Raw genomic sequence first — 21,891 nt, forward strand, 5'->3', positions numbered from 1 at the left:
TTCCCCAGTGTAGACAACTAGCCGGTCGGCAAGTAAGTGGCGCGGCGGGGGCAGTACCGCAAGGCCAAGGGGAGTGGAGACGATGGCGGACACCAAGACGGTCGAGACGGAGCCGGACGAACAACCGAGGAGCGTGCGGGTCGTCCTGCTCGCCCTGATGATCGCGATGATGCTCGCGATGCTGGACAACATGATCATCGGCACCGCGATGCCGACGATCGTGGGCGATCTCGGCGGGCTCGAACACCTGGCGTGGGTCGTGACGGCCTACACGCTGGCCACCGCGGCCTCCACCCCGATCTGGGGCAAGCTCGGCGACATGTACGGCCGCAAGAACGTCTTCATGACCTCGATCGTGCTGTTCCTGATCGGCTCCGCGCTCAGCGGCATGGCGCAGAACATGGGCGAGTTGATCGGATTCCGGGCCGTGCAGGGTCTGGGCGCAGGCGGTCTGATGGTCGGCGTCATGGCGATCATCGGTGACCTGATCCCGCCGCGGGAGCGGGGCAAATACCAGGGCATGATGGCCGCCGTGATGGCGCTGGCGATGATCGGCGGCCCGCTGGTCGGCGGCACCATCACCGACAACTGGGGCTGGCGCTGGTCCTTCTACATCAACCTGCCGCTCGGAGCGGTGGCGCTGGCCCTCGTCGGCGCCGTACTGCACCTGCCGAAGAAGCGCTCGCAGGCCCGCATCGACTACCTGGGCGCCGCGCTGCTGACGGTCGGCATCACCTCCATCGTGCTGGTGACGACCTGGGGCGGCACGGAGTACGCCTGGACGTCCACGCGGATCATGGAGCTCATCGCCCTCGGTGTCGCCTCGCTCGTCGGGTTCGTGTTCTGGCAGACCAAGGCCGTCGAGCCGATCGTGCCGCTGCACATCTTCCGCAGCCGCAACTTCACGCTGATGTCGCTCATCGGCTTCGTCACCGGCTTCGTGATGTTCGGCGCGACCCTCTTCCTGCCGCTGTACCAGCAGTCCGTGCAGGGCGCGTCCGCGACCAACTCCGGACTGCTGCTCCTGCCGATGCTCGGCGCGATGCTGGTGACCTCGATGGTGGCGGGACGAGTGACCACCAACACGGGCAGGTACTACGTCTTCCCGGTCGCCGGCGGCGCGCTGATGGTCGTCGGGCTGTACCTGCTGTCCACCATGGACACCGGGACCTCGCGGGTCACGTCCGGCCTCTTCATGGCCGTCGTCGGCCTCGGCATGGGCTGCCTGATGCAGATCACCATGCTGGTCGCGCAGAACAGCGTGGAGATGAAGGACATGGGCGTCGCGTCCTCGTCCACCACCCTGTTCCGCACCCTCGGCTCCTCCTTCGGCGTCGCCATCATGGGCGCACTGTTCAACAACCGGGTCCAGGACGTCATGGCCGAGCGCGGCGGAGCGCTGGGCTCCAAGGTGACCGAGCAGTCCGCGCAACTGGACGCCAAGGGCCTGGAGAAGCTTCCCGAGGCGGTGCGCGAGGCGTACCAGCACGCGGTGTCCGCCGGTACGCACTCGGCGTTCCTGCTGGGGGCCGTGGTGGCGGTGGCCGCGCTGGTGGCGGCGGTGTTCGTGAAGGAGGTTCCGCTGAAGGGAGCGGGACCGACGGCTTCCGAGGAGAACGCGGACGCGAAGGCGCCGGTGGCAGAGGCGGTCTGACCCCGTAGCGAGCGAAGGCCCCCACCCGGACGGTGTCCGCCCCGGGGGGCCTTTCCGCTGCCCGACCTTCCCGTCGGCTCTCAAGGTCGCGCCGCGATTGTCGGAGCCACGTGCCACCATCGGCCCTATGGACACGACGCGGCAGCTGCGTCTCGCCAAGGACGCCATGGACCGCGACTGGGCCGACCCCGAACTCGACCTGGCCGCGGTGGCCGCACACGCGGGCTACTCGCGCTACCACTTCCTACGGGCCTTTCGTGCGGCGTACGGCGAGACGCCCGGTCAGTACCTCACCCACCGCCGCATCGAGCGCGCCGAGGAGATGCTGCGCGGCGCCGATCTCACGGTCACCGAGATCTGCCACCTGGTCGGCTTCAGCAGCCTCGGCACCTTCTCGGCCCGCTTCAAGGCGCGCACCGGACTGACACCGAGCGAGTACCGCGTCCAGCACGTGGGCCGAGGCGCCTCCCTGATCCCCGGGTGCTACGCGATGCTGTGGGCCGGCGGCTTCCCCACGGCGAGGTCCGCAACTTTGAAGAAGCGCGCCGGGGACGGCTCCGCCTACGGTGACGAACAGGAAGCGACCGCCCCGGACAGGAGCGCAGAGCCATGATCAAGGGCCTCGGCATCACCACCGTATGGACCTTCGACCAGCAGCGGACCAAGGCCTTCTTCACCGAGAAGCTCGACTTCGAGGTGCGCCACGACATCGCGATGGGCGACATGACGTGGATCACCGTCGGCGCGAAGGACCAGCCCGGTGTCGAGCTGGCCCTGATGAGCCTGGACGGCCCGGGACTCGACCCCGAGTCGTCCGACGCGCTGAAGAAACTCGTTGGCAAGGGCGTGATCGGCGCCGGGGCCTTCCGCACGGACGACTGCCGTGGTGACTACGAGACCTTCAGGGCACGCGGGGTGGAGTTCCTCCAGGAGCCGCAGGAACGGCCGTACGGCATCGAGGCGATCTTCCGTGACGACAACGGCAACTGGTACTCGCTGACCCAGCGCAGCGAGGAACTGGACTTCTCCAAGGACCTCGACTGCTGAGCGGTGACTGCTGAGCGGTATGTCCCTGTGGGTACGGCGTGGGTACGGCGTGGTCACGGCAGCATCGGGTAGCTGCCCGTGTTCGTCGGGGCGTGTTCCGGCAGCCACAGGACCGCCACCGCTCCCTCGGCCGGTACGTGGTCCGGGGCGCCGGCCGGGCGGACGTTGCGGAAGGTGAGCCGGGCGCCCAGGACCCTGGCCTGGCCGGCGGCGATGGTGAGGCCGAGGCCGTGGCCGTGACCGGCGCGGTCGGCACTGCCCGTGCGGAAGCGGCTCGGGCCCTCGGCGAGCAGGTGCTCGGGGAAACCGGGGCCGTGGTCGCGGACCCGGATGACCCGGCCCTCGACGGTGACCTGGATCGGCGGTCTGCCGTGCCGGGCCGCGTTGGCGAGCAGGTTGAACAGCACCCGCTCCAGCCGGCGCGGGTCGGTCGTGACCTCCGACTCGTGCACCACCCGGATCTCGATCTCCGGGTCCTTGGCCGCGACCCGCCGGGCGACGAACTCGCCCAGCAGGAGGTCCTGAAGCTCGGCCCGTTCGGAGGCGCCGTCCAGACGGGCCACCTCCAGGACGTCCTCGACGAGGTTGCGCATGGCCCTGGCCCGGTCCAGGACCAGTTCCGTCGGCCGGCCGGGCGGCAGCAGCTCGGCCGCCGTCAGCAGTCCCGTCACCGGCGTACGCAGCTCGTGCGCGATGTCGGCGGTGACCCGCCGCTCGGCCTCCAGCCGCTGCCGCAGCGTGTCCGCCATCGCGTCCACCGCGCTCGCGAGGTCGTCGGTCTCGTCCCGTACGACCCCGCCGATGGCGTCCCGGACCCGTACGTTCGACTCGCCCTTGGCGACCTCGCCCGCCGCGGCCGCCGCCTTGCGCAGCCGCCGCGAGAACTGTCCGCCGATGAGCACGCCGAGCGCGCTGCCGCCGAGGACGACCGCGATGGAGCCGATCACCAGGGCCTGGTCGAGGTCGTTGAGGATGTCCGTGCTGCGGTCGGTGAACCCGGTGTGCAGCGACAGCACCCGCCCGTCCTTGACCGGTACGGCGGCCCAGATGTCCGGCACGCCGCCCGGCCGGTCGGTCACATAGGTCGCCCGGCGCCCCTGCTCGACCTTGGCCCGCAGCGCCGGCGGCAGCGTCGGGTCGTCGACCTTGATGTTGGGGAAGTTGGGCTTCTGGTACAGGTCGAAGTTGCGCTGGGCGATCTGGATGCGCTCGTCGGCGAGGTCGCGCGCGTTGTCCAGCATCGAGACCCGGGCCGCGTTGTGCACGACCAGGCTCAGCGCGATCGCGACGAGCGCGCCGACCAGCGCGATTGCGGCACTGAGCTTCCATCTCAGGCCCGTGCGCAGGCCCAGCCCGTCCGTGAGGGCCGTCATCGGGCGTCGAAGGTTCCCCCGCATGCCGCTGATACCCCTGTCAGGCCTTCAACTTGTAGCCGAAGCCGCGGACCGTCTCGATCCGGTCCTGGCCGATCTTGGTCCGCAGCCGCTGCACATGGACGTCGACCACACGCGTGTCGCCGCCCCAGCCGTAGTCCCACACCCGCTCCAGCAGCTTGTCCCGCGACAGGACCGTGCCCGGCGCGGAGGAGAACTCCAGCAGCAGCCGCATCTCGGTCGGGGTGAGCGCCACCTGCTCGCCGGCCTTGCGCACCTCCATGCCCTCGGTGTCGATCTCCAGCTCACCGAAGGTCAGCAGGCCGCCGCCGGCTCCCGACGTGGTCGCTTCCTCCGCCGTACGGTCGCCGCCGCTCGCGTGTCCGAAGCGGCGCAGCACCGCGCGGATCCGGGCCACGAGCACCGCGCCGTCGAACGGCTTGGTCACGTAGTCGTCGGCGCCCGCCTCCAGACCGAGCACGACGTCGATGCTGTCGGCGCGCGCCGACAGCATGATCACCGGGACGGTCGACTCATCCCGGATACGACGGCACAGGCTCACGCCGTCGAGCCCGGGCACCATGACGTCCAGCAGGGCGATGTCGGGGCGGTTCGCGCGGAACGCCTCCAGTCCGGACAGCCCGTCGGGCATGGCCGTGACCGCGAAGCCGTCCCGCTCCAGGGCGAGCTGGGTGGCCTCACGGATGACGTCGTCGTCCTCGACGAACAGGACGTGGGTCTGGTCTGCCATCGCGCCGCTCTCTGCTCTCCGTCTCGGGTGGTGTCGTCGTGCCGTCCCGGCTGGTGCCGTCCTGGGTGGTGTCGTCCGGTGTCGTGTCATCACCGGATGATCGGTCCGTGGGACCCGATCGGTTCACACCGGTGTTCCGCTGCCGGTCAACTGTCCGGCACCGGCGTCGGCCCCTCGGCGTCGCCCCACTCGGTGCGTGTGCCGTACCGCCGCTTGAAGTGGTCGGTGGTCCACAGATACGTGGTCACCTCCTCGCCGGACGGACTGGTCACCGAGTCACCCTTGTCGTACACCTGCCGCGTCACCACCAGCGCGCCGCGGTCGATCTCCGCGTAGACCGGGGGCTCCTCGGACGTAAAGACATTCTGGTACGAACCACTCTGCTCGCGATAGACGTACGAGCCCACTCCTACGGAGTCACCGCAGGTCAGCACGTTGACGACGACATCGTCCGCCGATCCTCCGGTCAGGTCCCCGTACGACACGTCGACCGGGTAGGCGTCGCCGGCGCAGGGCTTCAGCTCGCTCTTGACCTCCGTGGAGACCTTCGGGTCGTCCTTGAGGAGGCGGACGGCGTTCACCTGCTCGGCGGTCCGGGAGGGGGTGGGAGAGGCGGAAGGGGAGGGCACGGCGCCCGCCACCGAGTCGGCGTGTGCCGGGCCCTCGTCGCGGGCCCCGGTGCCGCCGGTCCCGCAGGCGGTCACGAAAAGGGCGAGGGCGGCGAGCACGGCCACCGCCGTGATCGCCGCCTGGACGGTCCCCCGGGCAGCCTCGGCCCCCGGCCGCACGGGTCCGACGCGCTCGGAACCCGCGCCGGCGCCGCTCACGCCGTACGGATATCCGCTCGCGCCGCCCGCGGTGTCGGGGGCCGCGTCCGCGTGCCCGGTGCCACCGGCCTCAGCGCCTCCTAGGCCGCGCAACGCTCCCGCTCCTCACGCTCCAGCGCGCGTGCGTCCAGATCGCGGGCCTCCAGCTCCTCGCGGAGCCGGGCGAGCGCCCGGTGCAGCGTGCTCTTGACCGTTCCGGCCGACATGCCGAGGGCGGCGGCCGTCTCCTCCGTGGACATCTGCTCCCAGTGTCGCAGCACGACGACACTGCGCTGCTTGGGGGCGAGCACCTTCATGACGTCCATCAGGAGGGCACGGTCCGCGTGCTGCTCGGTGGAGTCGTCGACCGAGGCGTCCGGAAGCTGCTCGGTCGGCACCTCCTCCAGCTTGCGCGCCCGCCACCACTCGGTACGGGTGTTGATCATGACCCGGCGCAGGTAGGCGTCGGCGAGCCGCTTGTCCTCGATGGTCTCCCAACGGCCGTACGTCCGTACCAGCGCCGTCTGGAGCAGGTCCTGCGCGTCCACCGGGTCCGGGACCAGCCGACGCGCGCTGCGCAGCAGCGCGTCCTGCCGGGTGCGGACGTACTCCTCGAACTCGAGCACCTCGCCCTGCGCCATGTGGACCGCCTCCTGAATCCCCGTGTCCGCCGGCCCGCTCGCCGTCGGATTCCTTCTTCACCGCCCCGGTCTGCCGGGTACGGGAATGAAGTTACGGAGGTGTTGTCACGGGGCTGTCCGAAGCAGCGCGCGGCTGGCACTCGGCTGTCCGTCGGTTGTGTAACGGAAGGAGGAAACGGGTAAAGCGACGCCCCCAATAGTGGCGCTATAGAGGATTTGTCCTCAGAGCCGGGTCAACGGCAGCCGATACAAACCACCCGGCAGGGGCTCCACCAGACCGTCCGCCACCAGACCGTCCAGCGCCCGGGCGCGCTGCACCGGCTCGTGCCAGACCCGGTCCAGGGCCGACTGCGGCACCGGTCCGTGGGCCTCACGCAGCACGGCGAGCAGCTTCCCGCGGACCTGACGGTCCGTGCCGGCGTACGTCTGGCCCCGGCGCGCCGGGCCCTCGTGCTCCGGCTTGCCCGCGAGCCGCCAGGCGCACTGGGCGGCGATCGGACACCGGTGACAAGTCTCGTTCTTCGCCGTGCACACCAGCGCGCCGAGCTCCATGGACGCGGCGGCCCACCGCGCGGCGACCCCTTCGTCCTCGGGCAACAACGCGCGGGCCAGCTTGCGTTCGGCGGCCGTGGTGGCGTTCGGCGGGTACTGCACACCGGTGACCGCCCGCGCGAAGACCCTGCGGACGTTGGTGTCCAGCACCGCGTGCCGCTGCCCGTACGCGAAGGAGGCCACCGCCGCCGCCGTGTACTCACCGATACCGGGCAGCGCCAGCAGCTGGGAGTGCTCCGTCGGGACGTCCCCGCCGTGCCGTTCCGTTATGGCGACGGCCGCTCCGTGCAGCCGGAGCGCGCGGCGCGGATAACCGAGCCGGCCCCAGGCGCGGACCGCCTCACCGGGGGCGTCGGCGGCGAGGTCGGCCGGGCGCGGCCAGCGGGCCAGCCACTGCTCGTAGACGGGCAGGACACGGTTCACCGGCGTCTGCTGGAGCATGAACTCACTGACCATCACCCCCCACGACCCGGCCTCCGGCCGCCGCCATGGCAGATCGCGGGCGTGCTCGTCGAACCAGTCGATGACGGGGGAGTGCAGGTGCTCGCCGGAGAGGGAGCTCTTCTCCCCGAGGGGAGAGGCGGAGAGGGCGTCGGCGGGACCGCCGTGCGGGGGCTTCGTGGGCGCAGTCATGACCTCCCTAGCCTGCCATGCCGAAGGGTTCGGTCGTGTGTTCCGGCAGGCGCGCGGTCGGGTGGTCCCCGGGAAGGGGTGGTGTGCGCCGGTGGTCCGGTGCTCCGGCCGGGGGCGGGGCCGAGGCGGGGCCACGGCGCCTCTGTGGGTGTGGGGCCGGGCGCACCTCGGCGGTACCGGGGCCGCCGAGGCCTGCCCCGCACACCTGACGATCGACAGCGGTGCCGCCCCCGTGGGCGCCGGTAGCGTCGGGCGGATGGAAGAACCCAGTACCCGGAGCGTTCGTGCCCTGAGCGTCTTCCTGCTGTGGGCGACCCTTTCGCTGCCCCCGGTCTCGGCGGACACCTTCGGGCTGAACGAGCCGCGCCCCGTCGGGGAGCTCCTGTGCGCACTGGCCGTCCTCGCCGTGGCGGTCGCGTCGGCCCGACCGCACCCCCTGACCGCCTTCGGACTGATCGCCGCCCTGAGCCTCATCACCGAACCCGCCCTGTTCTCCGTCTCCTACGCTCCTTCCCTCTGCGTCCTCGCCCTGCTGCTCGGCCTGCGCGCACCCCGGGTACTGCCGGCCACGCTCCTCTTCCTCGCCGTGGTCTGCGCGGGCACCGTCAAGATCGCCCTCCTCGGGACCGACCCGGCACCGGAAGTGGTGGTCCTGATGAGCACCCTGCTGTTCCTGTGCCTCTTCCCCTGGCTCGGCGGACGCCACTGGCGCCAGAGCCGCGAACTGGCCGCCGCCGGCTGGACCCGGGCCGCCCGCCTGGAGGGCGAGCAGCGCAACGCCGAGGAACGAGCCCGCCTGCGCGAACGGGCCCGGATCGCCCAGGACATGCACGACTCCCTGGGCCACGAACTGAGCCTGATCGCCCTGCGCGCGGGCGCCCTCCAGGTCGCCCCCGACCTCCCCGCACACCACCGGACCGCCGCGGCGGACCTCCGCTCGGCCGCCGCCGACGCCACGGAACGTCTGCACCGCATCATCGGCGTCCTGCGCGAGGACGACGAGCCGTCGCCACTGACCCCCGCCGGCGAGACCATCGAACAACTCGTCGCCCGCGCCGCCGACTCGGGCCTGCCGGTGCGCTGGGAAGCGGCGGGGCCCCCTACGGCCGTACCGCCGGGCGGTGTCGCCGAGCGCCTCCTGCACCGGGTGGTGCGCGAGGCCCTGACCAACGCGGCCCGCCACGCCCCCGGTGCCTCGGTGACCGTCGCGGCGACGGAGGAGGACGACGGCACGACGGTCACCGTCACCAACGGGCCGGCCGTTCACAGGAGTTCCGACACCACCACGGAAGGCTCCGGCTCGGGCCTGCTCGGCCTGCGCGCGGCCGTCACCGCGACCGGCGGCACCTTCAGGGCGGGCCCGCACCAAGACGGCTTCCGCGTCCGGGCCCACATCCCCGCACACCCTGCCTCCACGGCACCCCGGCCCACGGCCTCCTCGGCTCCTTTCGTCCGCGCCCGCCGCCGTGTCGCCGTCACCATCGGAGTCGTCGCCTGCGCGGGCCTCGCCCTGATCGGCGGCGCCTTCGCCTGGTACGCGTACACGGAGACCCACTCGGTCCTCCAGCCCACCGCCTACGCTCAGCTCCGCCTGGGCGACACCGCGCGGCAGATGGCCTCCGCCCTGCCGGACCACACCGCCCGCGACGCCCCCGCCGAACGAGCCCCGTCACCGCCACCCCCGGGCGCCGACTGCCGTTACTACCGGGCGAGCGGTGAACTCTTCGTCTCCGTCGACCACTTCAGGTTGTGCTTCGACAGCGAAGGGCGGCTCGTGGCCAAGGATGTGATCCCCGGCGTCGGATTCTCCGGCGAGGGACTCGAGGAATACGAGGAGTTCGCAGGATGATCCGCGTACTGCTGGCTGACGACGAGGCGATGGTCCGCGCGGGAGTGCGGGCCATCCTGGCGAGCGACGGCGGGACGGAGGTCGTCGCCGAGGCGGGCGACGGACGGGAGGCGGTCGAACTGGCCCGTGCCCACCGTCCGGACGTGGCCCTGCTCGACGTCCGTATGCCGCGCCTGGACGGACTCGCCGCGGCCGAGCAGATCGTGCAAGCGGTCCCCGGCACCGCGGTCGCCATGCTCACCACCTTCTCCGAACAGGATTACGTGGCCCGTGCGCTGGGTGGCGGTGCCACCGGTTTCCTCCTCAAGTCCGGTGATCCGTACGAACTGATCGCGGGGGTCCGGGCGGTCGCGGGCGGTGGTGCCTTCCTCTCGCCGAAGGTCGCGCGCTATGTCATCGACGGTCTGGCCGGCGGGGGAGAGGCGGGCGGTGCCCGGCGCCTGGCCCGCGAGGCCGCCGCCCGCGCCCGCGTCCAGGAACTCAGCCCGCGCGAACGGGAGGTGCTGGGCCTCGTCGGCGCCGGTCTGTCCACCCCCGAGATCGCCGCCCGGCTGCATCTGGTCGAAGGCACGGTGAAAGCGTATGTGAGCGCGGTCCTCGACCGGCTGGGCGTCCGCAACCGGGTGCAGGCGGCGATCGTGGCGTACGAGGCGGGGCTGGTGGAGTCGTGAGGCGTCGGGTGTGAGGGCATCGCCGTCCTGAGTTCCTGTGCTGATCCCGCTGTACCTGCTGTTCCCACGTCGTGAGGTTCAGCGGTGCCGGGTGGGTTGCCGGGGTGTGGTGTGTGCTGTGTTCGCCGCGTGCGCGGGGGGTGTGGCCGGGCCGGGGCCGGTGAACCACCGCACGGCGGGTGCCGAGGAGGAGCGCATCGCCTCGGCCAGGCGTATCGCCGGGCCCGTGCTCAGCCGTATGAGGGCGAAGGCGCAGAGCGCTCCCAGGGCGAGCCCCGCGGCCACGTCGTGCGGGTAGTGCACGCCGACGAAGACCCGGGAGAAGGCCATGAGGAGAGCCAACGGGGCCGCCAGCCACAGGAGCGTGCGGCGGACCAGCGCCAGGGCGACGGCCGAAGCGCCCGCGATGGTGGCGTGGTTGCTGGGGAAGGACCAGTCGCCGTGCGGTGGACAGGCCGCCAGGGACGATGCGGCGTCGGTGACGGCACGGCACGGACGGTCCTCCGCGACACCGGACTTGACCACTTCACTGCACACATACGCCACGGCCGTGGCCAGAGGTGCAAGGGCCGCGATCGCGAACGCCTGGGTGCTGTCGCGTCTGGCACGCCACCAGACCGCCGCGAAGAGCGCGACGAAGACCAGGAGGCCGGCCTCCGTCCATATCTCGGCCGCGTGTTGTACCCACGAAGGGGTGTCCCGGGCGGTGTCGGTGATGTCGCGGTAGAGCTCCGCGTCCTCGAAGTTCATGTCACAGACGGTAGGCGTCGGGCATGTTCCATCACAGTCAGCGATCGTCGGGTCTCGCACCTGACGAAAGACAGGGGTGGGACGGCCCGTTCCGGGATGATGATCCGGAAAAGTTGTGAGTCCTGGCGGCGGGTGGGGCCGGTGAACGCGCCGATCTCTCGTACAGTTTGCGCCGTGGGATCTCTGCGCAATCCGGTCGGGCCGCTTCCCTCCACCATCTACTGGCGACGGAGGGCCGTACTGGCGTCTGTGCTCGCCCTGTTGGCACTGCTGATCACCTGGATCGTCACGTCCGGCGGCGGTGGCGGCAAGAACGGTGCCGACGGGTCCAACGACAAGAACCCCTCACCCTCGACGATCACGCCGGGGCCGTCCGGATCCGGGCCGGCGATCAGTCAGGCGCCGGGTGGACGGGACGAGTCGAGTCCCGGCGAGGACTCCGGCGGAGCCGGGTCGGCCGGGTCCGGGGGCGGTTCGGGGACCGGTGGCGGCTCGGGCGGCGCGGGGACCACGGCCGGGGCGGGCGCCGGAGCCGGTTCCGGGGGCGCCGGCGGGGCGGGTGCGGCCGGTGGCGGCTCGGGTGCCGGGGTCGGGCGCGGCGATGCGCTTCCCGCGGGAACCTCGCTTCCCAACTGTACTGCCGGCTCGGTGAAGTTGACCGTGCGCAGCCAGCACAACACGTACGGGCCCGGTGACACGCCCGCCCTCCTCCTCACCGCCACGAACTCCTCCGGCAGTGACTGCAAGGTCGATCTCGGACCGAAGAACGCGGTGGTGACGATCACTCAGGCCGGTGACGAGGACGACTACTGGTCCTCCGCCGACTGCCCCTCGGGGGCCGGGAACCTGGTGTTCCGGGCGCCCGCCGGCAGCAGCATCACCTACACCGTGAAGTGGGACCGCAAGCCCAGCGCTCCCGAGTGCGCGACCCCTCCGGCGGGGTCGGCCGCGGCGGGGACGTACCTGGTGGAGGCGAAGACTCCGGGGTTCGGGACCGTACAGGCCTCGTTCGTGCTGGAGAACGACTAGGAGTCGGCGCCCGGCACCTCTCCGCGGGACAGGCGCGGCGCCGCTCCGGCGGCACGACTGCCCGCGGCTACGGCGGGATTGAGCAGGGGCGGGCGAGCCGCCCCTACACGTACCGCTCCAGGATCGAGCTCTCCGCCAGCCTCGACAGGCCCTCGCGGACGCTCCTGGCCCGGGCCTCGCCCACGCCGTCCACCGTCTGGAGGTCGTCCACGCTTGCCGCGAGCAGCTTCTGCAGGCCGCCGAAGTGCTCCACCAGGCGGTCGATGATGGCGCCGGGAAGCCTCGGGACCTTGGCCAGGAGGCGGAAGCCGCGCGGGGAGACGGCCGAGTCGAGGGCCTCCGGTGATCCGGTGTAGCCCAGGGCGCGCGCCACCGTGGGAAGCTCCAGGAGTTCGGCGTGGGAGAGCGCGTCGAGTTCGTACAGGGCTTCCTCGACCGTGCGGGAGCGCTTCGCGGTGGGCTCGGGGACGTAGTCCCGGACGACCAGTTCGCGCTCGGGCTCCACACCGGCGATCAGCTCGTCCAGCTGGAGCGCCAGGAGTCGTCCGTCGGTGCCGAGTTCGACGACGTACTCGGCGATCTCGGTGGCGATGCGGCGGACCATCTCCAGACGCTGGGCCACGGCCGAGACGTCCCGGACGGTCACCAGGTCCTCGATCTCCAGCGCGGACAGCGTGCCGGCGACCTCGTCGAGGCGGAGCTTGTAGCGCTCCAGGGTGGCGAGGGCCTGGTTGGCGCGGGAGAGGATCGCCGCCGAGTCCTCCAGGACGCGGCGCATGCCGTCGACGTAGAGGGCGACGAGCCGCATGGACTGGGAGACGGAGACCACTGGGAAACCGACCTGTTTCGAGACGCGGTCAGCCGTCCGGTGCCGCGTGCCCGTCTCCTCGGTGGGGATCGTCGGGTCGGGTACCAGCTGGACGCCGGCCCGCAGGATCTTCGACAGGTCGGAGGACAGCACGATGCCGCCGTCCAACTTGCACAGCTCCCTGAGGCGCGTCGCGGTGAACTCGACATCCAGGACGAATCCACCCGTGCACATCGCTTCGACGGTCTTGTCGGAGCCGAGCACGATGAGACCGCCGGTGTTGCCGCGGAGGATCCGTTCGAGGCCGTCGCGCAGCGCGGTGCCGGGTGCCACGGCGCTCAATGAGGCGCGCATCAGGCCATCGGCACCGGAGCTCCCACCGGACTTTCCGGGAGCTGCTGCCCGGTCGTTGGCTGCCACTGCACTCCTCCGGTCGCAGGATCTGGGGCGCTCCCCTTTCGCACAAGCTGTTCGTACGGACGGGCGAGACCAGGGCAAAGTCTACCGGCGCTCCTCGTCGTCCCGTGGGGCCTCTCTGCGACGCGAGCGCGGAAGGACTCTCAGAGCCTCTCCTATGTCCGCGACTTCCAGGACCTTCATGCCTGCCGGGACCTTGCCCGGATCACCCGGCACGAGCGCGTGGGTGAAGCCCAGACGGTGGGCTTCGGCGAGCCGCCGCTGCACGCCCGTGACCCGTCTGACCTCGCCCGCGAGGCCGACCTCGCCGATCGCGACGAGGTTCTTCGGCAGTGGGGTGTCGCTGGCCGCGGACGCCAGGGCGAGCGCCACGGCCAGGTCCGCGGCGGGCTCCGACAACTTCACACCGCCCACCGTCGCCGAGTAGATGTCCCGCTTGCCCAGGGCGCTGATCCGGCCGCGCTGCTCCAGTACCGCGAGCATCATCGAGACCCGGGAGGTCTCCAGGCCGGACGTGGTCCGCCGGGGTGAGGGGATCTGGGAGTCGACCGTGAGCGCCTGGACCTCGGCGACCAGCGGACGGCGGCCTTCCAGGGTGACGGTCAGGCAGGTGCCGGGGACCGGTTCGGCGCGGCGGGTCAGGAACAGTCCGCTGGGGTCGGCGAGGCCGATGATGCCCTCGTCGTGCAGCTCGAAGCAGCCGACCTCGTCCGTCGTGCCGTAGCGGTTCTTGACGCCGCGTACGAGGCGCAGGCGCGCGTGCCGGTCGCCCTCGAAGGACAGCACCACGTCCACGAGGTGCTCCAGCAGGCGCGGGCCCGCGATCGCCCCGTCCTTGGTGACATGGCCCACAAGGAGCGTCGACATCCCGCGCTCCTTGGAGGCCCGGATCAGCGCGCCGGCCACCTCGCGCACCTGGGCCATACCGCCGGGCGCGCCGTCGATCTCCGGGGAGGCCACCGTCTGCACGGAGTCGACGATCAGCAGGGACGGCTTCACCGCGTCCAAGTGGCCCAGCACGGCGGCCAGGTCGGTCTCGGCGGCGAGATACAGGTGGTCGTCGATCGCCTTGATGCGGTCGGCGCGCAGCCGGACCTGGCTGGCCGACTCCTCGCCGGTCACATACAGCGTGCGGTGCTCCTCGCTCGCCGACTTGGCCGCCACGTCCAGGAGCAGGGTGGACTTGCCCACGCCGGGCTCGCCCGCCACCAGCACCACGGCACCGGGCACCAGCCCGCCGCCGAGCACCCGGTCCAGCTCGGGCACCCCGGTGGAGCGGGCGGTCGCCTGCCTGCCGTCGACCTGGCCGATGGGCACGGCGGAGGTGGTGACGCGGCCCGGTGTCGTCGTACGGACGGCGGGCGCGCCGTACTCCTCGACCGTCCCCCAGGCCTGGCACTCCGGGCAGCGGCCGAGCCACTTGGCCGTCTGCCAGCCGCACTCGGTGCAGCGGTAGGACGGACGGTCCTTGGCGGTCTTGGTACGGGTGGCCATGCACGAACCGTAACCGCCGCCACTGACATTCCCGGCCGGCGGCCGTCCGGCCGCCCGGAGGAGCGCCGTCACCACGCCCCGAACAAGCCACTCCCGTCGGGAACCGGCCATGGAACGAGCCGTTCCCGTCCCCGATTGAGGGATCGTTTCACCCGTACGGATTAAAAGTGCTCAAGGGGAGAGAACGGGTCATCACGCGCCCCCTACGGTCCACGGGTGATGAGCAGCAGTCCGGAGACCTCGACCCGCGCCACCGGCGCACACCGGGCGCACCGTGAGGGGCGCGACCGCGCGGCGGCGCGGACGCTGGCGCAACGCCCGCCCGCGCGCTACGAGCCGTACCTCGACGGCCTGTTCACCTACTGCCTGTCCGTACTGTGCGACCACGACACCGCGACCGACGCTCTGGGCGACGTCCTCGCGCTCGCCGAGAAACGCCGCGGCCCGGACGCGGCCGGGGACCGCAGGGCCTGGCTGTACGCCCTGGCCCGCTGGGCGTGCCTGCGCAAGCTGGCCGAGGCCAAGCAGAAACGTCAGGCCACCCACGCGGCGGGGCGATCCGGCGCCGAGAAGGAGCAGCCTCCGACCCCGCCCGTCTCCGAGGAGGCCCGGGAACAGCGGCACCGTGAACTCGCCCTGCTCGCCTGGCCGGAGGCCGCCGGCACCAGCCCGGAGCAGCGCGAGGCCCTCGAACTCGCCGTCCGCCACCACCTCGCCGCCCACGAGGTCGCCGCCGTTCTCGGCCTGGACGTGGCCGCCGCCCGCGAGCTGCTGTCCTCCGCCGCCTGCGAGGTCGAGCGGACCCGCGCGGCGCTCGCCGTCGTCGAGACGGGCGGCTGCCCGAGCGTGGCCCGCCTCACCGGTGACAACCAGCTGGTGCTCAGCACGGCCCTGCGCCGCGAACTCGTCCGGCACGTCGACGACTGCCCGCGCTGCCGCCGTACCGCCGAGCGCGCGGTGCCCGGCCGTTGGCCCGGTGCCGCCGTCACCCCCGCCGAGCTGCCCGTCCTCCAGGCGCCCCGTGCGGCCGTGCGCATGGCGATGGCGCACCTCCCACGCGCGCGGGGCATCGTGCCCCGCTTCGACCGGCGCGGCTTCCCGATGGACCCCAAGGACCGCGCCGCGCGAAGGGACCGCCTTCGCGCGCGTGCCGTCACCACGACCGTCGTCGCCACCGTCGTCGCCGCCCCCGTGCTCGCCCTGTGGGCCGCCTACCGGGGCACGCCGACCGGCGAGGGCCCGGGCGGCACCTCCGCCAGTGCCAGCGAGGCACACGGCTCCGACGCCCTGGGCGGCGAGGCGGCGGGCGGCGGCTACGAGAACGCCGGCAACGCCAGCACCAGGCCCGACGGCCGCTTCACCAAGGGCGACAGGCCCGATGTCTCGGTGGAGGTCATCAGCGTCGCCGGAGCAGGGCGGAAGGGCGCCGGACATCTGGAGGTCGCGGCCGGCAACGACGGCGACACCACCCTGATCACCCTCACCGCGACCGGCTCCGCGCCGGTGCGCTGGTCGGCGACCACCGGGGTGGACTGGCTCTACTTCAGCCAGTCGTCGGGAACCCTCGCCCCGGGCGAATCGTTGACGATCAAGGTGTACGTCGACCGGCTGCGCGAACCCTCCGGCTCCTGGGACGCGCGCGTGGCGATCGCACCCGCCGGCGCCGTCGTCTCCATCGAGGGCTACGGCACCGCACCAGGCCCGTCCGACCCCGTACCCGGCAACCCGGGCCCCGGCTATCCCGGCCCGGGTCCCGGCCACGGCGACCCGAGCGACCCGCCCCCGTCCGACCCCGGTCCCTCCGATCCCGGAGACCCGGGAGGCCCGACACCCCCGCCCTCCGACCCTCCGCCGACCGACCCGCCCCCGTCGTCGGACCCGGAGCCGACCCCGAGCGACCCGGCGCCGTCCGACCCGGGAAGCCCGACGCCGCCGCCGTCCGACGGCGGCGACCCCAGCCCGTCCACGTCGTAGCGCGCGTGGGTGGTCACCACCGTCGGTGCCGCCCGCGCGCCGTTCCCGCGCGGCCCCGCGCAGGCCGGTCGGTGTCAGCCGACGGGATCCGCCGGGTGCGGTGCCAGCAGCGGCAGCTGCGAGGCCAGGCGCTCCTCGCACAGCTCCACGAGACGGTCGTAGCCCCCCTTGCCCATCAGCTCGATCAGCTCGGGCCGGTAGGAGACGTACACCGGGTCGCCCGCGCCGTGCGCCGAGGTCGCCGACGTGCACCACCAGTGCAGGTCGTGGCCGCCCGGGCCCCAGCCGCGCCGGTCGTACTCCCCGATGGACACCTGGAGGACGCGGGTGTCGTCGGGCCGGTCGATCCAGTCGTAGGTCCGTCGCACCGGGAGCTGCCAGCAGACGTCCGGCTTGGTCTCCAGGGGCTCGCGGCCCTCCTTCAGGGCGAGGATGTGCAGCGAGCAGCCCGCGCCGCCCGCGAAGCCGGGCCGGTTCTGGAAGATGCAGGAGCCCTGGAAGGGGCGGGTCTGCCGGTCGCCGTCCTCGTCCTCGGAGGTCCAGCCGTTTCGGGTGCCTTCGTCGTGGTACTGCCAGATGTCCGGAGTGAGCCTGGCCACATGGCCGGCGACCCGCTTCTCGTCGTCCTCGTCGGAGAAGTGGGCGCCCAAAGTGCAGCACCCGTCGTCCGCGCGGCCGGCCTGGATGCCCTGGCAGCCGCTGCCGAAGATGCAGTTCCAGCGAGAGGTCAGCCATGTCAGATCGCAGCGGAAGACCTGTTCGTCGTCCGCCGGATCAGGGAACTCCACCCACGCGCGCGCGAAGTCGAGCCCCGTCTCGTCCGCTGCCGGGGCCCGCTTCGCCTTCTTCGACTGCTTCGGTGGCTTCAGCTGCGAAGAACCGGTGGAGGATTTGTCGGCCTTCGCCTTTTTCGTCTTTGGCACGGGTCAAGGGTAAGTCTCCACAGGCACCTCCGGAGACGGCCGAGCCGCCCGCTGGCAGTAGCGTTCCGTACATGAGACTCGGTGTCCTCGACGTGGGATCGAACACGGTGCATCTGCTGGTGGTGGACGCACACCCGGGCGCACGCCCCCTGCCCGCGCACTCGCACAAGGTGGAACTCCGCCTTGCCCAGCTCCTGGACGAGGGTGGAGCGATCGGCCCCGAGGGCGTCGACAAACTGATCTCGGTCGTCCGCGAGGCGCTTCAGGCCGCCGAGGACAAGGGTGTCGAGGACCTGCTGCCGTTCGCGACCTCCGCCGTGCGCGAGGCCAGCAACGCCGACGACGTCCTCGCGCGCGTGCAGACCGAGACCGGCGTTGAGCTCCAGGTCCTCGCCGGTGCCGAGGAGGCCCGCCTGACCTTCCTCGCCGCCCGCCGCTGGTTCGGCTGGTCCGCGGGCAAGCTCCTCGTCCTCGACATCGGCGGCGGCTCCCTGGAGATCGCCTACGGCATCGACGAGGAGCCCGACGCGGCCGTCTCGCTCCCGCTCGGCGCGGGCCGCCTCACCGCCGGCTGGCTCCCGGGCGATCTGCCCGACCCCGACGCGATCAGGGCCCTGCGCCGCCACGTCCGCACCGAGATCGCCCGCACGGTCGGCGAGTTCAGCCGTTTCGGCGCCCCCGACCACGTCGTCGCCACCTCCAAGACCTTCAAACAGCTCGCCCGCCTGGCCGGCGCCGCCCGCTCCGCCGAGGGCCTCTACGTCCAGCGCGAACTCAAGCGCGAGTCCCTGGAGGCCTGGGTCCCGCGCCTGGCCGGCATGACGACCGACCAGCGCGCGGAACTCCCCGGGGTCTCCGAGGGCCGCGCGAACCAGCTCCTCGCCGGCGCCCTGGTGGCGGAGGCCGCGATGGACCTGTTCGGCGTGGAAACGGTCGAGATATGCCCCTGGGCCCTCAGGGAAGGCGTAATCCTGCGCAGACTTGATCACATGGGCTCGCTGTAGCGCCCTGAAGGGGCGCGCGGCCGTATCGATGTGCGGCTCCGCCGCGCGGGCGCGACGAGCCGCAGCTCGCGCGCCCGCTCACGGCGGACCCGGCCGGCGCTCAGGCGGTGGCGAGCCCGAACACGTGCATCCGTCCACCGCTCGTACTCGAAGGCAGCGTCACGCTCGCCAGCCGCTTCCCCGCCGGCACGGCGATCGGCGCGGTGGCGAACACATAGGTGTCCACATCGTCCGTACTCCCGGAGTACAGCCGGTACGCGGTACGAGCGGCCACCACGTTCCCGTACGACGGCTTCTGCGCGCCCCCGCCCAGCGTCCAGTCACTGAACCCGACCGTCGCCTGCTGCGTGCTCCCGTCGGTGAACGTCAGCGTGAGCGTGCCCGTGCTCGGGCCGTTGCTCGCACTCCCCAGAATCGCGAGCTTCGTGGCCCCGCCGGGCACGTCGAGGACCTGCTCACCACCGCCGACGACGATGTTGTCCGGGGCCCCGGGCCCCACCTTCGGCCAGGTGAACGAGAAGCCCCCGGCGTCCACCGTCGCACCGGGCGTGAGCTTCTGATCGGCCAGGGCCTTCGCCGAGTAGCTGCCGCCACCCCCGTCGAAGTCACCGCTCGGATCATTGTCGTCCGCGGAGACCCCGTTGTTGTCGAGGTACCACGCCACGCTCCCGCGCGGGGCGACGGTGACGGCGACGGACGCCTTCGCGACGACCGCGCCCGAGGAGTCCTTCAGGGACACGGGAACCGTGAAGAACCCGGCCGAGCCCTCCGCGGCCGTCACCGTGAACGAGGCGGTACCGTCACCGCCGCCCACCCCGGGCACGGCGACCTCGCCCCCCGCCGGAGTGACCGTCAGCCCCCCCGGCGGCGCGGCGGACCACCGCAGAGTGCTGTCCGCGTCCCGCAGTGACCGCACGCCGACGGTCACCTTCCCGGAGGTGTCGCCGGGCTGCACGCGTACGCGTGCGGGCGTCACGCCGGTGAAGTACGGCCGCTCGCCCTCCCGGAACGACGGCGGCGCGTCACCCGCCGCACTGCCCCAGGACGTGTTCGCCGCGGTGCCCAGCGTGTAGTCCAAGGTGCCCCCGTCGGCGACGAAGGACTCCGGCAGCCAGGCACGCCCGCTCGCCGAGCCGTTCACCTTCAGCGACTGGACGTAGTACGTGTCCGCGGACGCGCCCGGCGCGTTCACGGTGATCGTCCTGCCGTTGTCCCGGTGGATGGTGATCTTCGGGAACAGCGGGCTCGCCAGCACCAGTTCGGCCCGGCCGGGCACCTGCGGGAACATCCCCAGCGCGCCCCACACGTACCAGGCGGACATCGTGCCCAGGTCGTCGTTGCCCACCAGGCCGTCGGGACCGGGCCCGTAGAGGGTGTTCAGGGAGCGCCGTACGACGTCCTGGGTGCGGTACGGGGCGCCCGCGTAGGCGTACGCGTACGGGGCGTTCAGGGACGGCTCGTTGCCCAGGAAGGCGTACGGCTCGTGCGGGCCGGCGTTCAGCTTGGTGAAGTAGGTGTCCAGCCGCTTCACGGCGGCCCGGTCACCGCCCACCGCGCCGAAGAGCCCGGCGAGGTCGTACGGCACCATCCACTGGTACTGGGCGCCGTTGCCCTCCATCCACCAACTGGAGTCGGCCGGGTCGTACGGCGTCAGGAAGGAGCCGTCGCGCAGGCGCGGCTGGAGGGAGTCGTTGGCGGGGTTGAACATGTTCTGCCAGTTCTGCGCCCGCTTCATGAACCCGGTCCGCGTGGAGGTGTCCCCGAGCCGCCCCGCGAGCTGCGCGATGCCGAAGTCGGCGGTCGTGTACTCAAGGGTCGTGGACGGGTCGCCCGGGAGGTAGCCGAGCTTCTGGTAGTCGGCGAGGCCGTACCGCTCCACATAGCGCGCGTTGGATTTCTGGACGGTCGTCGCGCCCTTCACCATGGAGGCCAGTGCGCCCTCGGCGTCGAAACCGGTGGCCCCGAAGGCGTACACGCTCGCCAGGATCGAGTGGTAGGGGTCGCCGTTCATGACGCCGTTGAAGTCGTTGTTCACCGACCAGCGGTCCCACACGTCGCCCGCCTGGTGGGCCTGGTGGTACATCGACTGCGCGATGTCGCCGGCCACATCGGGCGCGAGCAGCGCCAACAGCTGCACTTCGGAGCGGTAGATGTCCCAGCCGGAGAAGTTGGCGTACTGGGTGTGCCCGGCGGCCGTTCTGTGCGTGCGCCCGTCGAAGCCGACGTACCGGCCGTCGACGTCGCTGAAGACGTTCGGCTGGATCAGCGAGTGGTACAGAGCCGTGTAGAAGGTGGTCCGCTCAGCGTCGGTGCCGCCCTCGACGGCGACCTGGTTCAGCCGCTCGTTCCACGCGGCACGCGCGCGTGCGGCCACGGTGTCGAAGCCGGCGGAGCCCTGCTCGGCCCTCGCGTTGGCGGCGGCGCCCTCGGCGCTGACGTACGACAGTCCGACCCTGACGCCGACCGAGCGGTCCTTGGCGGTGTCGAACGTGACGTAGGCGCCGGAGCCGGGTCCGGAGACGCTGACGGACTTGTTCTCGACCTTCTCGCCGCCCGTGTCGCCCGTCGGGGCGTCGGGCTCGGCCGTCCCCGTCGCGTCGGTCGCCTTGTCCGCCGTATCCATGTCGACCTTGGCGCGCGCGGTGCCGCGCACGCTCTCGTCGCCCGGGGTGACGGCGTCGTTGTGCCAGGTGCCGACGGAGGCGAAGGGGCGGTCGAAGGTCGCCGAGAAGTAGACGCGGTAGCGGTTGATGCCGCCGCAGAACTTGCCGCTCGCCACATAGCCGCTGATCGTGCGGCGGTCCTCGCTGATGTCGGCCTGCGCGTCGTTGGCGCCGCCGATCGACCCGGAGACGTTCACCAGCAGCGAGGCGGCCCTGTCGCCCTCCGGGTAGGTGAACCGTCCGGCGCCCGAGCGCTGGGTGGCGGCCAGTTCGACCTTCGTGCCGGAGGCGAGCGTGACGCCGTAGGAGCCCGGGGAGGCCTTCTCGTCGTCGTGCGAGAAGCCGTCCAGGTAGTGGTCGGGGTCGGTGGCGGGGGAGGAGGTGACCTGCCCGGAGTACGGCATGAAGGGCAGGTCCTGGGCGCCGTAGCAGCCGGCGCCGGAGAGGTGGGTCAGGCTGAAGCCGCGGATCTTGTCGTCGTCGTAGAAGTAACCGCCGGGCTGGGAACGGTCGGTGTCCGGGCTCCACTGGACCATCCCGAACGGGGCGACGGCGCCCGGGAACGTGTTGCCCGCGCCGCCGCCGGTACCGAAGTCGGGGCCGCCGGGCTTGGTGCCGGCGAAGGGGTTCACGTACCGGGCGAGGTCGGCGGTGGTGGTGGCCGTGGGGGTCTCGGCGACGGCCTGGGCGGGCACGGACGCGCAGAGGGTGGCCCCGAGGGCCAGCGCGACGGCGAGAGGACGTCTCGCGCGCGGGCGCGAGACGGCGAAGCGTGGGGGGTGCATGGAGGCGAAACGCCTTTCGTTGAACGCCGTTACGGGTGCGTTTCGACCCGTACGTCATGGGGCAGTC

At 71.9% G+C, this 21,891-nt stretch carries 18 protein-coding genes; 8 read left to right on the forward strand and 10 right to left on the reverse strand.

Features of this window, described 5'->3' with window-relative positions; all coding sequences use genetic code 11:
- Positions 1-82: 82 nt before the first annotated feature.
- The 3 genes from SLINC_RS25595 to SLINC_RS25605 all read left to right on the forward strand — a co-directional run bounded on the left by SLINC_RS25595 (position 83) and on the right by SLINC_RS25605 (position 2,701).
- Complete coding sequence (locus tag SLINC_RS25595; protein WP_067437526.1) at positions 83-1,654, forward strand: MDR family MFS transporter; 1,572 nt, start codon at positions 83-85, stop codon at positions 1,652-1,654.
- A gap of 127 nt (positions 1,655-1,781) precedes the next feature.
- Positions 1,782-2,267 (forward strand): helix-turn-helix transcriptional regulator, encoded by a 486-nt coding sequence (locus SLINC_RS25600; RefSeq protein ID WP_067437528.1) that lies wholly within the window; start codon positions 1,782-1,784, stop codon positions 2,265-2,267.
- Entirely contained in the window at positions 2,264-2,701 is a 438-nt protein-coding gene (locus SLINC_RS25605) for a VOC family protein (protein ID WP_067437529.1), read from the forward strand. The genes SLINC_RS25600 and SLINC_RS25605 overlap by 4 nt, the downstream gene beginning before the upstream one ends.
- A 53-nt stretch (positions 2,702-2,754) precedes the next feature.
- On the opposite strand, the gene cseC is transcribed toward SLINC_RS25605, so the two are convergent.
- The 5 genes from cseC to SLINC_RS25630 all read right to left on the reverse strand — a co-directional run bounded on the left by cseC (position 2,755) and on the right by SLINC_RS25630 (position 7,457).
- Complete coding sequence (gene cseC / locus SLINC_RS25610; protein ID WP_067437531.1) at positions 2,755-4,098, reverse strand: two-component system sensor histidine kinase CseC; 1,344 nt, start codon at positions 4,096-4,098, stop codon at positions 2,755-2,757.
- A gap of 16 nt (positions 4,099-4,114) precedes the next feature.
- A complete protein-coding gene (cseB, locus tag SLINC_RS25615) occupies positions 4,115-4,825 on the reverse strand; it encodes a two-component system response regulator CseB (protein ID WP_067437533.1) in 711 nt (236 codons plus the stop codon).
- 146 nt (positions 4,826-4,971) lie between these two features.
- A complete protein-coding gene (locus SLINC_RS25620; RefSeq protein WP_067445700.1) occupies positions 4,972-5,613 on the reverse strand; it encodes a hypothetical protein in 642 nt (213 codons plus the stop codon).
- A 119-nt stretch (positions 5,614-5,732) separates the two neighbouring features.
- Positions 5,733-6,272, reverse strand: coding sequence for a SigE family RNA polymerase sigma factor (locus SLINC_RS25625; protein ID WP_067437535.1), 540 nt, complete (start codon positions 6,270-6,272; stop codon positions 5,733-5,735).
- A gap of 222 nt (positions 6,273-6,494) precedes the next feature.
- Positions 6,495-7,457 (reverse strand): HhH-GPD family protein, encoded by a 963-nt coding sequence (locus SLINC_RS25630; RefSeq protein WP_067437537.1) that lies wholly within the window; start codon positions 7,455-7,457, stop codon positions 6,495-6,497.
- Between the two features lie 256 nt (positions 7,458-7,713).
- Between SLINC_RS25630 and SLINC_RS25635 the strand changes: the two genes are divergently transcribed.
- Together SLINC_RS25635 and SLINC_RS25640 are read left to right on the forward strand one after the other, a co-directional pair.
- Entirely contained in the window at positions 7,714-9,306 is a 1,593-nt protein-coding gene (locus SLINC_RS25635) for a sensor histidine kinase (protein WP_079165162.1), read from the forward strand.
- Positions 9,303-9,977: a response regulator transcription factor gene (locus tag SLINC_RS25640; RefSeq protein ID WP_067437539.1), complete on the forward strand. Its 675-nt coding sequence runs from the start codon at positions 9,303-9,305 to the stop codon at positions 9,975-9,977. The genes SLINC_RS25635 and SLINC_RS25640 overlap by 4 nt, the downstream gene beginning before the upstream one ends.
- 78 nt (positions 9,978-10,055) lie before the next feature.
- On the opposite strand, the gene SLINC_RS25645 is transcribed toward SLINC_RS25640, so the two are convergent.
- The gene (locus SLINC_RS25645) at positions 10,056-10,727 is read right to left on the reverse strand and encodes a phosphatase PAP2 family protein (RefSeq protein WP_067437540.1); all 672 of its coding nucleotides are present in this window, start codon (positions 10,725-10,727) and stop codon (positions 10,056-10,058) included.
- 174 nt (positions 10,728-10,901) lie between these two features.
- Between SLINC_RS25645 and SLINC_RS48860 the strand changes: the two genes are divergently transcribed.
- Complete coding sequence (locus SLINC_RS48860) at positions 10,902-11,756, forward strand: hypothetical protein (RefSeq protein ID WP_079164726.1); 855 nt, start codon at positions 10,902-10,904, stop codon at positions 11,754-11,756.
- A 103-nt stretch (positions 11,757-11,859) separates the two neighbouring features.
- On the opposite strand, the gene disA is transcribed toward SLINC_RS48860, so the two are convergent.
- Together disA and radA are read right to left on the reverse strand one after the other, a co-directional pair.
- Complete coding sequence (disA, locus tag SLINC_RS25655) at positions 11,860-12,984, reverse strand: DNA integrity scanning diadenylate cyclase DisA (protein ID WP_067437543.1); 1,125 nt, start codon at positions 12,982-12,984, stop codon at positions 11,860-11,862.
- Between the two features lie 81 nt (positions 12,985-13,065).
- Positions 13,066-14,475 (reverse strand): DNA repair protein RadA, encoded by a 1,410-nt coding sequence (gene radA / locus SLINC_RS25660; RefSeq protein ID WP_067437545.1) that lies wholly within the window; start codon positions 14,473-14,475, stop codon positions 13,066-13,068.
- A 216-nt stretch (positions 14,476-14,691) separates the two neighbouring features.
- Between radA and SLINC_RS25665 the strand changes: the two genes are divergently transcribed.
- Positions 14,692-16,449: a BACON domain-containing protein gene (locus SLINC_RS25665; protein ID WP_067437546.1), complete on the forward strand. Its 1,758-nt coding sequence runs from the start codon at positions 14,692-14,694 to the stop codon at positions 16,447-16,449.
- 74 nt (positions 16,450-16,523) lie between these two features.
- On the opposite strand, the gene SLINC_RS25670 is transcribed toward SLINC_RS25665, so the two are convergent.
- Entirely contained in the window at positions 16,524-17,372 is an 849-nt protein-coding gene (locus SLINC_RS25670; protein ID WP_067437548.1) for a DUF3109 family protein, read from the reverse strand.
- A 71-nt stretch (positions 17,373-17,443) separates the two neighbouring features.
- Between SLINC_RS25670 and SLINC_RS25675 the strand changes: the two genes are divergently transcribed.
- Positions 17,444-18,376, forward strand: a complete 933-nt coding sequence (locus tag SLINC_RS25675) for a Ppx/GppA family phosphatase (protein WP_067437550.1) — start codon at positions 17,444-17,446, stop codon at positions 18,374-18,376.
- A gap of 100 nt (positions 18,377-18,476) precedes the next feature.
- Here the strand turns inward: SLINC_RS25675 and SLINC_RS25680 are convergent, their stop codons facing one another.
- Entirely contained in the window at positions 18,477-21,824 is a 3,348-nt protein-coding gene (locus SLINC_RS25680) for a GH92 family glycosyl hydrolase (protein ID WP_079164727.1), read from the reverse strand.
- Positions 21,825-21,891 lie beyond the last annotated feature (67 nt).

Origin of the sequence: Streptomyces lincolnensis, from assembly GCF_001685355.1 — a bacterium.
Classification (GTDB): Bacteria; Actinomycetota; Actinomycetes; order Streptomycetales; family Streptomycetaceae; genus Streptomyces; species Streptomyces lincolnensis.